General features: G+C 73.1%; 12 protein-coding genes. 7 read left to right on the forward strand and 5 right to left on the reverse strand.

The genetic code is table 11. The features are described from left to right. The first annotated feature begins 128 nt into the window (after nucleotides 1–128). Together ACFYM0_RS26665 and ACFYM0_RS26670 are read left to right on the forward strand one after the other, a co-directional pair. Entirely contained in the window at nucleotides 129–1,514 is a 1,386-nt protein-coding gene (locus tag ACFYM0_RS26665) for a hypothetical protein (RefSeq protein ID WP_388505701.1), read from the forward strand. Next, on the forward strand, nucleotides 1,511–2,893 hold the full coding sequence (locus ACFYM0_RS26670) for a DUF3616 domain-containing protein (protein WP_388505703.1): 1,383 nt from the start codon (nucleotides 1,511–1,513) through the stop codon (nucleotides 2,891–2,893). The genes ACFYM0_RS26665 and ACFYM0_RS26670 overlap by 4 nt, the downstream gene beginning before the upstream one ends. Here the strand turns inward: ACFYM0_RS26670 and ACFYM0_RS26675 are convergent. After that, nucleotides 2,880–3,851: a hypothetical protein gene (locus tag ACFYM0_RS26675; RefSeq protein WP_388505705.1), complete on the reverse strand. Its 972-nt coding sequence runs from the start codon at nucleotides 3,849–3,851 to the stop codon at nucleotides 2,880–2,882. The genes ACFYM0_RS26670 and ACFYM0_RS26675 overlap by 14 nt on opposite strands. Before the next feature lie 140 nt (nucleotides 3,852–3,991). Here ACFYM0_RS26675 and ACFYM0_RS26680 point away from each other — a divergent pair, with 140 nt between their 5' ends. Beyond that, the gene (locus ACFYM0_RS26680; RefSeq protein WP_388505707.1) at nucleotides 3,992–4,315 is read left to right on the forward strand and encodes a DMT family transporter; all 324 of its coding nucleotides are present in this window, start codon (nucleotides 3,992–3,994) and stop codon (nucleotides 4,313–4,315) included. 205 nt (nucleotides 4,316–4,520) lie between these two features. After that, complete coding sequence (locus ACFYM0_RS26685) at nucleotides 4,521–5,069, forward strand: TetR/AcrR family transcriptional regulator (RefSeq protein WP_388505709.1); 549 nt, start codon at nucleotides 4,521–4,523, stop codon at nucleotides 5,067–5,069. A 183-nt stretch (nucleotides 5,070–5,252) separates the two neighbouring features. Here the strand turns inward: ACFYM0_RS26685 and ACFYM0_RS26690 are convergent, their stop codons facing one another. Next, entirely contained in the window at nucleotides 5,253–6,125 is an 873-nt protein-coding gene (locus ACFYM0_RS26690) for a winged helix-turn-helix transcriptional regulator (RefSeq protein ID WP_388505711.1), read from the reverse strand. 84 nt (nucleotides 6,126–6,209) lie between these two features. Between ACFYM0_RS26690 and ACFYM0_RS26695 the strand changes: the two genes are divergently transcribed. Both ACFYM0_RS26695 and dapD read left to right on the forward strand, forming a co-directional pair. Then, a complete protein-coding gene (locus tag ACFYM0_RS26695) occupies nucleotides 6,210–7,550 on the forward strand; it encodes an MFS transporter (RefSeq protein ID WP_388505856.1) in 1,341 nt (446 codons plus the stop codon). Nucleotides 7,551–7,559: 9 nt separating this feature from the next. Further along, a complete protein-coding gene (gene dapD / locus ACFYM0_RS26700) occupies nucleotides 7,560–8,540 on the forward strand; it encodes a 2,3,4,5-tetrahydropyridine-2,6-dicarboxylate N-succinyltransferase (RefSeq protein ID WP_388505713.1) in 981 nt (326 codons plus the stop codon). A 129-nt stretch (nucleotides 8,541–8,669) separates the two neighbouring features. Here the strand turns inward: dapD and ACFYM0_RS26705 are convergent, their stop codons facing one another. From ACFYM0_RS26705 to ACFYM0_RS26715, 3 genes are all read right to left on the reverse strand, one after another. Continuing rightward, nucleotides 8,670–8,924: a hypothetical protein gene (locus ACFYM0_RS26705; protein WP_388505714.1), complete on the reverse strand. Its 255-nt coding sequence runs from the start codon at nucleotides 8,922–8,924 to the stop codon at nucleotides 8,670–8,672. A gap of 189 nt (nucleotides 8,925–9,113) precedes the next feature. After that, nucleotides 9,114–9,581 carry a GNAT family N-acetyltransferase gene (locus ACFYM0_RS26710; protein ID WP_388505716.1) on the reverse strand — a complete coding sequence of 156 codons (468 nt, stop codon included), beginning with the start codon at nucleotides 9,579–9,581 and terminating at the stop codon, nucleotides 9,114–9,116. Nucleotides 9,582–9,640: 59 nt separating this feature from the next. Further along, a complete protein-coding gene (locus ACFYM0_RS26715; protein WP_388505858.1) occupies nucleotides 9,641–11,482 on the reverse strand; it encodes an endonuclease/exonuclease/phosphatase family protein in 1,842 nt (613 codons plus the stop codon). A gap of 229 nt (nucleotides 11,483–11,711) precedes the next feature. Here ACFYM0_RS26715 and ACFYM0_RS26720 point away from each other — a divergent pair, with 229 nt between their 5' ends. Beyond that, complete coding sequence (locus ACFYM0_RS26720; RefSeq protein ID WP_388505718.1) at nucleotides 11,712–13,277, forward strand: hypothetical protein; 1,566 nt, start codon at nucleotides 11,712–11,714, stop codon at nucleotides 13,275–13,277. The last annotated feature ends 32 nt before the right edge of the window (nucleotides 13,278–13,309 follow it).

Consider the following 13,309-nt stretch of genomic DNA (forward strand, 5'->3'; position numbering starts at 1 on the left):
GACGGGCCGCGTGCACCGGGAGTTGGCCACGGTGGCCGAATCTTCTCGACGGCCGTCACATCGTGACGGCGCAGACGAGAGGACCTCCGTTGACCGTTCGCCCTTCACCGGCACGCCGCCTCGGTGCCGTGGGAGCCGCCGGGGCCGCCGCCCTGCTCGCCGCCGGACTGAGCGCGCCCGCCCACGCCGCCCAGGAAACCGCCGCCGAACCGACCATCGCGCTCTCCGCCGGGTACCTGTCCGGGGCCGTCGGCGCGATCGGCGACCCGGGCGTCACCGTGGACATCGCGCAGGAGGGGATGCCCGCCGCCTTCCTCAAGGTCGACGTCCTCTCCTCCAGCAACCCGGCCGTCGCCGGGCCCGGCGACGTGCGCATCGGACGGACCGGTCACGGCGAGCGTGAGCTGACCGTCCGCCCGCGGGCCCGGGGCTACACCGACCTGACGCTCCGGGTGACCGGACGCGGCGGCAAGACGGCCACGGCCACCCTCTCCTACGCCGCTTCTGCGCGGGTGGGAACCGGCGCCTTCGCCACCCGCTACCTCACGGGCTCCGCCGACTCCTCGGCCGCCGTGGACGTCGGCGACGGCTACGCGGTGGTGGCCGACGACGAGACCAACGTGCTGCGCCTGTACGACCGTTCCCGCTCGGGCGCCCCCGTGAAGACCTGGGACCTCGGCCCCGCGCTCGGTATCAAGAAGGAAGCCGACATCGAGGCGGCCGCCCGGGTCGGCGACACCGTCTACTGGACGGGTTCGCTCGGCAACAACAAGGACGGCAAGTACAAGGCCGAGCGCAACACCGTCTTCACCACCCGGCTCACCGGGACGGGCGCAGACACCGAGATCGTCTTCGGCTCCGCGTACAAGACCCTGCGCGAGGACCTGATCGCCTGGGACACGGCGAACGGCAACCGCTACGGCTTCGCGGCGGGCACGGCGGCCGGCCGGATCCCGAAGAGCATCGACGGGTTCAACGTGGAGGGTCTGGAGTTCGCTCCCGGTTCGACCACCACCGCCTACCTGGGCTTCCGCGCCCCGCTGGCGCCCTCGGTGCCCGGTGGCAAGGCACTGGTCGTGCCCGTCACCAACATCGACCGGGTCGTGGCCGACGCGGCCAAGCCGGTCTTCGGCGAGCCGATCGAGATGGACCTCGGCGGGCTCGCCATCCGTGACATCCGCAAGAACGCCGCCGACCAGTACCTGGTCCTGGCCGGCTCCTGGGCGGCGGACGACAACTCCGACCCCTACGCCCTCTACCAGTGGGACGGCGTCCCGGGCCACGCCCCGGTCAAGCGGGCCGACCTGCCGACCACCGACCCCGGCGGCTGGGAAGCCGTGATCTCCGTACCCGACCTGCGGGTGCCCGGCGCCCGCGTCCAGCTGATCACCGACAGCGGCTCCGCCGACCTGTACGGGGACGGCACCGAAGCCAAGGACCTCGACCACCCGGAGTGGAAGAAGTCCCGGTCCGGATGGTTCATGCTCGGCCCGATCCGTGGAGGAACCCGATGAAGAAGCAGCAGCAGACGAAGACCTACCTCGGGGCCGCCGGCATCGCCGCGCTGCTCCTCGCCGCCACGACGATGCCCGCGCAGGCGGTGACGTACGGCACGCCCACCCTCTCGCTGTCCGCCTCCTACCTGTCCGGGGCCGTCGGCGCGACGGGCGACCCCACGGTGAACGTGACCGTGGCGCAGAGCGGTGCGGACGTGTCCGCGCTCACCGTCACCGCCTCCGCGTCCAGCAAGGCCTCGGTCGCCGGGACCGGGGACGTGAGCGTCACCGGCGCCGGTGCGGTACGGCAGCTGGCCGTGACCGCGCGCGGCCGCGGCTACACCAACCTCACCGTCAAGGTGACCGGCCTGGGCGGCAAGACCGCCACCAAGACGCTGTACTTCGCGGCTTCCTCAGCGGTGCAGAACCCGGCCGACGCGCGCTACTTCACCGGCGCCTCGGACTCCTCGGCCGCCGTGGACGTCGGCGGCGGGTACACGGTCGTCGCCGACGACGAGAGCAACGTGCTGCGCCTGTACGACCGGTCCAACTCGGCTGCCCCGGTCAGGACCTGGGACTTCAGCTCGCAGCTCGGCGTCACCAAGGAGGTGGACATCGAGGGCGCGACCCTGATCGGCGGCACCATCTACTGGACGGGCTCGCTCGGCAACAACAAGGACGGCGAGTACAAGGCGCCCCGCAACACGGTGTTCACCACCACGCTGAGCGGCTCCGGATCCACCGCGCAGCTCGCGTACGGGCGTTCGTACAAGAAGCTCCGCGAGGACCTCGTCGGCTGGGACACGGCGAACGGCAACCGCTACGGCTTCGCGGCCGGTACGGCCGCCGGTGAGGCGCCGAAGCAGATCGACGGGTTCAACGTGGAGGGTCTGGAGTTCGCTCCCGGTTCGACCACCACCGCCTACCTGGGCTTCCGGGCCCCGCTGGCCCCGGCGGTGATCGGCGGCAAGGCGCTGGTCGTGCCGGTGACCAACTTCGACAAGGTGATCTCCAGCGGGACCAAGGCCACGTTCGGCGCGGGCATCGAGCTCGACCTCGGCGGGCTCGCGATCCGCGACATCCGCAAGAACGCGGCCGACCAGTACCTGATCCTGGCCGGCTCCTGGGCGGCGGACGACAACTCCGACCCGTACGCCCTCTACCAGTGGGACGGGATCGCGGGACACGCCCCGGTCAAGCGCGCAGACCTGCCGACCACCGACCCCGGCGGCTGGGAGGCCATCGTGGCGGTGCCCGACCTGTCGGTCGCGGGCGCACGGGTGCAGCTGATCACCGACAGCGGCTCCGCCGACCTGTACGGGGACGGCACCGAGGCGAAGGACCTCACCCACCCGGAGTGGAAGAAGTCCCGCGCGGCCTGGTTCACGCTGAACTGAGCTCCCCGGACGGCCCGCACGGCCCGGACGGCCCGGACCGCCGGGTGAGCTCCACCGCCAGGTCCTCGCGGCGCAGCCGCCGGTCTGCGTAGAGCAGACCGGCGGTGAGCTGCGGGAAGCAGAGCAGCAGCGTCTGCGCGACCATCCCGCCCAGTGCGGTGAGGATCGCGTGCACGAAGCCGCCGTCCACCGCCGGGATCAGGCTGAGCGCCCCGGCGAAGGCGAAGGGCAGCTGGACGGCGTACGCCGCCGGGGCGGCGACCGAGGCGGCGAGGGCGGTGAGCCCGAGGGTGCGCCACCAGGCCCCGCGCACCAGACGGGCCGAGCGGCGCAGGGCGCCGAGCGGGCCCAGACCCTCGTGGACGGCGACCGTCGGCGCGAGCGCGAACAGGACCCCGAGGACGAGTGCGGCCGGCAGGGTCGCCGCCGCCGTCAGCGGGGGCAGCCCGGCGGCCAGGAGGGCGGCGCCCGGTCCGGTCACGGCGCCGAGGACCAGGAGCTGGGTGCCGAGGACGGCCGCGAAGCGGGGGCGGGCGGCGCGCAGCAGCGTACGGGCGGTGGCGGGGCGGCCGAGCAGCGCCGGGCGCAGCACGGCCCCCGTCAGAGCGGAGGCCAGGGCGCAGGTCAGCAGGGTGGCCAGGGCCGCGGCGGGAACGAGGGCGGCGACGGGCCGGGCGTTCAGGGCGAGGGCCGCCGCGGCGGCCGCGGCGACCAGCAGCAGTGCGCCGAGCTGGCCGAGCAACAGGGCGGTCGCGAGGCGGCCCCCGTACCGGGCGAGGGTGGCGCAGGCGCCGGCGAGTATCTCGCCGGGGGTCAGTGGCCGCAGGGATATCACCCCGGGCCGGGGAGGCTGCGGCGGCAGCCAGCCGCCGCCCCAAGGCGTCCACGGCCGGGTCGCGTGCTGCGTCGCGTGCCGGGTCCCTTGCTGCGCTTCGTGTCGCGTCCCGTCCTGGGTCATGCGCATCTCCCCGTCCCTCGTCCCCCGGCGCGCACGGCTGGGCGCCGCCGCGGGCGGACACCGTAACGGCCGGGGCCGGGGAAGTCCCGGGGACACACGGATATGTACGGTCGTCCATAACGATGTGTACAGTCGTACGCATGCCCTACGTACTGCTCGCCGCCGCCATCGCCGCGGAGGTCGCCGGCACGACCGCCATGAAGTTCAGCGAGGGCTTCACCAAGCTGTGGCCCTCGCTGATCACGCTGGTGGGCTACGTCATCGCCTTCACGCTGCTCGCGCAGACGCTGAAGTCGATGTCGGTCGGGACGGCGTACGCGATCTGGGCCGGCGTGGGCACGGCCGCGATCGCCGCGATCGGCATGATCTTCATGGGGGAGGCGGCGACGGCCGCGAAGATCGGCGGCATCGCCCTGGTGATCGCCGGGGTCGTGCTGCTGAACCTCGGGGGGACGGCGCACTGACCGCGGACCGGCCCGGCGGCCCGGACGCCCACAGGCGCGGGCTTCACGGTACCGTCGACGCTCGCGAAGTGATCAAGAGGCGGACGTGTCCGGTGGGCGGACGTTCGTACGGGGCGCAGGACGTCGCTGCGTGCCACCGCATCTCGCTGTGTACCGTGGTGCACATGCCGTACCTGCCGCTCCTCACCACGGGAGCAGCCCGCTGATGGCCGGATCGGTGCGCCGGTACGACCCGGACCGGCGGGACCGGATCATCGCCGCCGCGATCCGGGTGGTGGGGGCGCGCGGCATCGCGGGGCTCAGCCACCGCAGCGCGGCCGCGGAGGCCGACGTACCGCTCGGCTCGACCACGTACCACTTCAAGACCCTGGACGACCTGCTGGTCGCCGCGCTGCGGCAGGCCAACGAGGGCTTCGCCCGGGCGGTGGCGGATTCCGCGGCGCTGGCTGATCCGGGCGCGGACCTGGCCGGGGCCCTGGCCGTCCTGCTGGGAGGGTTCCTGGGGGCGGACCGCGCGCGGGCGGAGCTGGAGTACGAGCTCTACCTGGCCGCCCTGCGCCGCCCCGCGCTGCGCCCCGTGGCGGCGGAATGGTGCGAGGCCGTCTCCGAGGCGCTGTCGGTCCGGACGGATCCGGCGACGGCGCGGGCGCTGGTGGCGGTGATGGACGGGATCAGCCTCCAGGTCCTGCTGACGGGGGCGGAGTACGACGAGGCGTACGCCTGCGAGATCCTGCGGCGGGTGCTGCGGGCCTGACGACAGGCCCTAGGGCCTGTCGTCAAACTCCCGTCTGCCTCGCGACGCCTGGCACGCGCTCTCGCCGCACCGAACGGCAGCCAAGTACGTCCGGTACACGGGCTTCCGCCCGGCACGCCGAGAGCACGCACCAGACGCCGCGAGGCCGCCCTTCGGGCGACGACGGGAGTTTGACGACAGGCCCTAGGCGCCGCGGACCGCCGCGAGGGCGGCGGCCACGCTCGCCTCGATGTCCCGGACCGGGTAGAAGACCTCGCGGACGGTCCGGTCGCGGCCCACGACCAGCGTCAGGCGCTTCAGCCGGCTGATGCCGCCCGCCCGGAACGTCGGCAGCCGCAGCGCCGTCACGAGCCCGAGTTCCGCGTCGGAGAGCAGGGGGAAGCGGAGCCCCTCGGCCTCCGCGAACTCCCGCTGCTCGTCCGGCCGCTGGGTCGACACCCCGTGCACCGTCGCGCCCGCCTCCGTGAACTCCCCGAGCTGGTCCCGGTAGGTGCACGATTCGAGGGTGCACCCCCGCGCCCCGGGGATCCCGGCCCACCCCGGCGGGTAGGACTCGGACCGGGCGAACGCGCCCGGGAAGCAGTACAGGACGGTGAACGGGGTGTCCGCCACCGGGTCGCGGAGCTCGCCGAAACGGTCCGGCAGGGTCAGCTCCGGCAGCCGGGTGCCGCGCAGCGCGTGGACCCGTACCGCCTCGCGCGAGGTCTCGTGTGTCGTCGCCGTCATTTCGCCCTCTCCCAGAATCCAGGTGTCCCCCCAGTCCTGGAGGGCGACCAGCACCGGCAGCAGTCCGCGTCCGCGCGGGGTCAGCCGGTAGGCGTGGCGCACCGGGCGGTCCTGGTACGGCTCGCGGGTCAGTACGCCCGCTTCGACGAGCAGCTTCAGTCGTTCCGTCAGGACCTTGCGGGACATGCCCAGTTCGCGCTGGAACTCGTCGAAGCGGTGCACGCCGCGTGCGGCGTCTCGCACGATCAGCAGCGTCCACCAGTCGCCCACGACGTCGAGGGCCTGGGCGATGGAGCAGTCCGCGTCGTCGAGGTGCGTGCGCTGGGCCATGGGCACTCCTTTGTCCGTTGACCCGAGGCTGTCATGCTGACATGGTTAGTTCCCAAAGGGAACTCACTGGGGGGTCGGCTGGTGCTGCAAGGTTTCAAGGACGTCCCCAGGGCGGTGTGGCTGCTCTCCCCGGGCGTGTTCGTCAACGCCGTGTCCAGCTTCACCTTCGTCTTCGTCTTCGTGTACCTGACCGGAGAGCGCGGGCTCTCGGTCGCCGAGGCCGGCCTCATCACCGGAATCGGCGGCATCGGCCTGATCGCCGGCAACTTCACGGGCGGCGGATTCGGGGACCGTTACGGCCACCGCCGCGTCCTGCTCATCGCCTCCGCCCTCGCCGGCGGCGCCCTGGTCCTCCTGCCGGCGCTGCCCACCGCGGCGCTCTACGCCGCCCTGCCGCCGGCCCAGTACGCCATCGGGGCGATCCGCTCCGCCAACGCCGCCCTCGTCGCGGTGATCGTCCCCGAAGGGACGCGCCGCCAGTCCTTCGCCGTCGTCCGCTGCGTGTCCAACGGCGGCTTCACGCTCGGCGCGCCGCTCGGCGCGCTGATCGCGACGGGCCTCTCCTACGACTGGCTCTTCGTCGCCGACGGCATCGGCACGCTCGTCTTCGCCCTCTGGACCGCCCGGGTCGTTCCCGCGAGCGGCGCCGCGAACACCCCCGCCGCGGCCCCGGACGGGGGTCTGGGCCGCGGCGTGTGGGGGGAGCTCCGGGCCAGGCCCGCCGTCCTCGTCCTGCTGGCCGCGATCCTCGTCGTCGACGTGATCTACCGCCAGCAGTACTCGACCTTCCCGGTCTACCTCGCGGACCACGGCCTGGACACCGGCGTCTACGGGCTGATCATCGCCCTCAACGGAGCCGTGATCCTCCTCCTGGAACTCCCGGCCGCCGTCGCCCTGCGCGCCCGCCCGCCGCTGCGCGTCATCGGCGTCGGGCTGCTGCTCGTCGGCGCGGGGTACGGGGCGCTGCTGCTCGGGACCGGGATACCGGCCGCCGTGGCGATGATGCTGCTGCTGAGCCTCGGGGAGATCCTCTACAAGACTCCGGCCACCGCCTACGTCGCCGACCAGGCGCCCGCACACGCCATCGGGCTGTTCCAGAGCCTGTACGCCGGGGTCTCGGCCAGTGGCGTCGTACTCGGCGGACCGCTCGGCGGTGCCCTGTACTCCGCGGCGCCCGGGCTGCTGTGGCCGCTGTGCGCGGCGCTGGCGGCGGGGGCGGGCGGTGCGGTGCTGTGGATGGCGGTCCGGGTGGCGCGGGGTGCGGGGGATGCACGGGAGTCCGTGCCGGCTGCGCGGGAGCCGCGACCTGCGGGGGAGGGCGCCCGGGTGAGGGAGTCCGTGCCCGATGCCGCGCAGGACCCGGCGCGACACGACCCGCGCCCGGCACATGAGACCGGTTCGCGACCGCGGGCCGTCGCCGGTTAGGTTTCGGGCATGACTGCTACGCGTACCACCGGCGCCGTCGCCGCCGGACTTGCCACCATCACCGCCGACGGCACCGTCCTCGACACCTGGTTCCCCGCCCCCCAGCTGGTCGCCGAGCCCGGCCCGGCCGGCACCGAGCGCCTCACCGCCGAACAGGCCGTGGAACTGCTGGGCGCCACCGCGCCCAAGGCGATCCGCCAGGACGCGGTCCGCGGCGTCGAGGTCGTAGCCGTCCGCACCGTGATCGCCTCCCTGGAGGACAAGCCGCTGGACGCGCACGACGCGTACCTGCGCCTGCACCTGCTCAGCCACCGCCTGGTCAAGCCGCACGGCCAGAACCTGGACGGCGTCTTCGGCCTGCTGGCCAACGTCGCCTGGACCTCGCTGGGCCCGGTCGCGATCGACCAGGTCGAGACGGTCCGCCTGAACGCGCGCGCCGAGGGCCTGCACCTCCAGGTCACCTCGATCGACAAGTTCCCGCGGATGACGGACTACGTCGCCCCCAAGGGCGTGCGCATCGCCGACGCGGACCGGGTCCGCCTCGGCGCGCACCTCGCCGAGGGCACCACCGTCATGCACGAGGGCTTCGTCAACTTCAACGCCGGCACCCTGGGCACCTCCATGGTCGAGGGCCGGATCTCCGCGGGTGTCGTGGTCGGCGACGGCTCCGACATCGGCGGCGGCGCGTCCACCATGGGCACCCTGTCGGGCGGCGGCAAGCAGATCATCTCGATCGGCGAGCGCACCCTGATCGGCGCCGAGGCGGGCGTCGGCATCGCGCTGGGCGACGAGTGCGTCGTCGAGGCGGGCCTGTACGTGACCGCGGGCACCCGGGTCACCCTGCCGGACGGCCAGGTCGTCAAGGCCCTGGAGCTCTCGGGCGCCAACAACATCCTCTTCCGCCGCAACTCGGTCACCGGTGCCGTCGAGGCCCGCCCGTACAAGGCGGCCTGGGGCGGCCTGAACGAGGTCCTCCACAGCCACAACTGACCGACCCCGGTCCCGTCGCAACGCACGGCGCCCTCCCACCCGACGGGGTGGGAGGGCGCCGTGCGTGGTGAGCTCCCTCCCGCCCCGAGCGGGGGAGGGAGCTCTGCCGCGCGGATCCGCGCGGAGGGGTCAGCTCAGGGGGATGGTGCGGACCAGGCCGGCGAAGGCCTGCTGCTCCGCCTCGGTCAGTTCCACCGACTCCATCGGGTGGACGGAGGTGCCGCGCTGGGCCGGGATGACCGCGAGGCCTTCGAAGGCGCCTGGTTCCGGGTGGTGGAAACGGCTGTCCCACAGCATGTGGCCGAGGCCGATCAGCCAGACGGCGGCGGCCACGAGCAGGACGGCGATGCCGATTTCCTGAGCGAGGGAGATGGAGGGGAACACGCGGTCCTCCAAAGGAGTGCTGGAGTGCGGTACAAGATCGGGCGTGGGGACACTCAACACCAGAACCGCCCGAATGGGTAGGGATGTGCTGAGCGTCACGCCAGGGCCAAAGGTCCCTTCCTCGGCTCCCGACCGTCCGGTCCCGGCTCCGCCGCCCGTCCGGCCGCCCGGCCCCGCCGCCCGCCCCGGCTAGCGCAGCGGCAGCTTGAAGCCCTCGTGGCTCCGGGCGTAGCCCAGCCGCTCGTAGAAGCGGTGTGCGGCGGTCCGCCGCTTGTTGCTGGTGAGCTGCATCAGGCCGCAGCCGCGCTCGCGGGCCCGGTCCGCCGCCAGCTCCATCAGGCGGGCCCCGAGTCCCCCGCCCCGCCGGTCCGCGCGGATCCGTACGGCCTCCACGAGGGCCCGCTCCCGCCCGCCCTGGCCGAGACCCGGGACGTACGTCAGCTGCAGGCAGCCGACGAGGTCCCCGTCCTGCTCCAGGACCAGCATCTCGTTGCGCGGGTCCGCCTCGATCGCGGCGAAGGCCCGCTCGTGGGCCCCGGAGACCGGCTCGGGGGCCGGAGTCCCGGTGGTGGCCGCGGCCGCATCCGGGTTCTCGTCCTGGGCCAGCAGGGCAAGTACGGCGGGCAGGTCCTGACGGGTCGCGGTACGGAAGATCATGCCGGGATCATGCCAAAGGGGCCGGGCGGCGGTGCGGCCCGGCCCCTTCGGCGCCGCCGCTACGGGCGGAAGCGCACGACCTGCGGGTCGTGGTCGCTGTTCTGGTCCGAGAACTCGGCGTTGATGTGCACGCTGTCGTAGCTGAACTGCTTGATGCCCGGGCTCGTCAGGATCTGGTCCAGGACTTGTGCGTTGCCCTGGTAGACGTACGAGTAGCGCTCCGGCCTCGGCAGCGACTTGATCGCCGCGTACAGCGCCCCGCCGTCCTCCAGCGCCTTCGTGGTGTCCGAGAACTCGAAGTCGTTGATGTCGCCGACCACGAGGACCGCGGCCTTCTTCTCCACCGCCAGGATGTCCTTGACGAAGCCGTTCACGGCCTGCGCCTGGAGCAGACGCTTGGCCTCGGAGGAGCGCACCGGAGGCTGGGTCGAGGAGGTCAGGCCCTGGTCGCCGCCCTTCGAACCGAAGTGGTTGGCGATCACGAAGACCGTCTTGCCGCGGAAGACGAACTCTCCGGCCAGCGGCTTGCGGCTGTCCACCCACGCCGGGTTCGCGGGGTCGATCCGGCCCGGGGAGTGGGTCAGGGCGGCCTTGCCGTTCTCCTTGACCACACCGGTCGCCGTCACGGCGTCGCCCGGGGCGCGCTCGGTGAAGGAGACCCGCGCCGGGTTGAAGAGGAACACCTGGCGGATGTTGCCGCCGGGCTCGCCGCCGTCCTTCTTGTCCTCCGGGTTGACGGTCCGCCACTGGTAGGCCGGGCCGCCCGCGGCCGCGATGGCCGCGGTGAACTTGGTCAGCGTGGCCTCGGCCGAGACGGTGCCGTCGTTCTTGGCGCCGTTGTCGTCCTGGATCTCCTCCAGGGCGAGGACGTCGGGGGAGGCGAGGTTCTCGACGACGGCCTTCGCCAGGTTGTCGAACTTCTCCTGCGGGTCGGACGGGTCGAGGTTCTCCACGTTGTACGTGGCCACCGCGAGCTCGTTCGAGGCCTGCGCCTTGGTCTTCTCCGGGGCGAGGGTGCCCGCCTTGACCGTGCCGAGGGTGCGGGCCACCAGGGTGTAGCCGCCGAACTGGTTGAAGTCCAGCGGGCCTTCGGTGGGGCCGGTCAGCTTGTCGCCGACGTTGGCCACCGGGAAGGGCTGCTGCGCGAGGGGCGCGAGCTGCTGGACCTGGAGACGGCCGGTGTTCTGGGAGTCGTACGAACCGTAGACCGTGCCGCCGCGCTTGGCGGTGTTCTCCCAGCCCTTCACCGTGACCCACAGCTCGGCGTACGGGTCGGTGGCGCCGACCACGCGCGAGGTGCCGATGGCGATGTTCATGCCCTCGAGGGACTCGTAGTAGTCCAGGGCGTAGCGCGAGGGCTCCAGGGTCAGGCCGTTGATGCTGCCGGCGGCGGCCGGGTCGCCCTCCGGGGCGTACGCGCAGGGGACCGAGTACTCGTTGACGGCGGTGGCCGCGGGCAGCGCGTTGCCGGAGGAGACCACGGTCACGACGGGCTTGGAGATCTGGGTGACCGACTGGTTGCCGGAGGCGACGCCACCGGGGATGTACTCGCCGACCAGGCCGGAGACCGTGACGGCGTCGCCGACCGCGACGGTCGGGACCGAGCTGGTGAAGACGAACACGCCCTCGCTGGTGGCGTCGTCATCGTCCGTGTCCGGGTCCTGGATCCAGAAGCCGCGCGAACCGTACGTACGAACGCCCGTGACGACGCCCGCGACATCGGCGACCTGCTTGCCGGCCAGCGGGGATATCCGGGTGGTGCCCTGGATGTCGTGGATGCGTATCGGATCGGCGGACGCGGCGCCTTCGGCCGCGTCGGCGGTGCCCGCGAGCAGGCCGGTGGCCAGCGCGGTGGCGACGAGGGCCGCGACGGCGGCGGAACGGGGATGCGAGGAGCGCATGGGCGGGAACTCCGGTGTGTGGAGGAGGAAGCAGATATCTACGCGCGTCAATTTCCTTCGTGGCCGGCAAAGTTGTCAAGCCCTACAGGGAATACGGAGACTGACTGTGGGATGAACCAAAGGGGAGAGGCCGCCGGGAGCGCCCGAAATGCGTCTACTCTGGGGCGCCATAGACCCGTACCGAACGACCCGTACCCGAACGATCCGTGCCCGCGAGGAGAACCGCCCCATGTCCGCAGACTCGCACCCCACGCTGCCGCCGGTACGGCTGCTCCCCGACGCGGAACTGGCCCGCGACGCCCTGGCCGCCCCGCTGTTCGCCCGCGCCGTGCGCCTCGCCCGCTGGGCCGGACCGGACACCCGCGTGGACACCGGCGGCGAGCTCGTCCCCGGGCAACTGCCCGAGGCCGTGGCCCTGCTGGGCCTCGACCCCGCCGACGAGGACTCCGCCGCCCACGCGAGCCAGGCCTGGCGGGTGGCCGTCGACACCGGCCTGGTCGACGTCACCGAACCGGAGGAGGACGGCTCCGACTCCGGCGGAGCGGCCGAAGGGGAGCGGGAGTTCGGCACCGCCGAGCCCGGCGAGGACCTGGCGCTGGTGACCGGCGGAGCCCCCGGTGACGTGCTCGACCTGTGGCTGGCCGCCCTGGACACCGTCCTCGCGGACGCCGCGGTGCCTGCCCTGGACGACCTCGTCGACGCCCTCGACGCGGGTGGCGAGATCGACTTCGACCAGCTCGACTGGAACCCGCGCCGCGAGGCCGACTTCCTCGACGGGGTCCTCGCCAACCTCTACCTGCTCGCCGTCGCCGAAGGCGGCACGGCCGACGGCCCGGTCCCCCTTCCGGTGCTCGCCGCCTCGATGGTGGTGCCGGACGACATGGGCGAGCCCACCGACGCCGTACTGGAGCAGGTCTCGGACGCGATGATGCGCCTCGACGACCAGTTCCGGCAGCTGGAGCCGATCGGGCTGGTCGAGTTCCGCCCCGTCGACGAGGAGCTGATGGCGGAGGCCGAGGACGAGGAGTTCCTCGCGAGCGCGGGAGCGAGCGCGGGACCGGGCTCCGGCTCCGGCCCCGGCTCCGCTCCCGACGAGGAGGACGTCTCCCGGTACGGGCTGGTACGCCTGACCCCGCTCGGGCTGTACGGGATCCGGGCGCGCATGCTGGAGGCGGGCGTGGAGGCACCGGCCGTCGGCGAGCTGGCCGGCAAGGGCGCGGACGTACTGCTCGACGTGGTCTCCCACTACTCCGAGGCCGCCGCCCAGGCCGAGATCGAACAGTGGCTGGCCGCCCGCCCCGTACCCGAGGCCGCGGCGGAACTGCTCGCCGCGGCGCGCGGCTCCGACGCGGGCGGCCCGCTGCGCCGGCTGCGCTGCCAGCAGGCCCTCGCGCCGGCCGGAGCGGAGGCCGAACCGGCGGTCCGCGCGGTACTGGACGACGCGGAGCTCGGCGGGCTCGCCCGGGTCTGGCTGGCCGAGCGCGGGGTGGCCGACGTACCGGCGCCGGACGAGGAGATGGTGTTCTGGCTGACGGTCGACACGATCGCGGCGCAGCTCGCCACGGGCGGCGGGAGCGGCGGGGGAGCCGGGGGCGGGGAGGGTGCCGAGGCGGAGCTGCCGCTCCTGATCGAATCGCTGACCGCCCATCACGCCGGGTTCTTCGAGCAGGCCTGGCGGGTCGAGCACCCGGCGACGGCGCACGTGCTGGAGGCGATGGGGCGGCTGCACCCCGACAAGAAGGCCGCCAAAGAGGCCCGGAAGGCCGCGTTCAAGGCGCGTTCCCGGGGCGTGTGAGGCGTGGACAACCAGCCGTTCCCGAACGGGAC

This window comes from Streptomyces sp. NPDC006487 (assembly GCF_042870555.1).
In the GTDB taxonomy this organism is placed as follows: domain Bacteria; phylum Actinomycetota; class Actinomycetes; order Streptomycetales; family Streptomycetaceae; genus Streptomyces.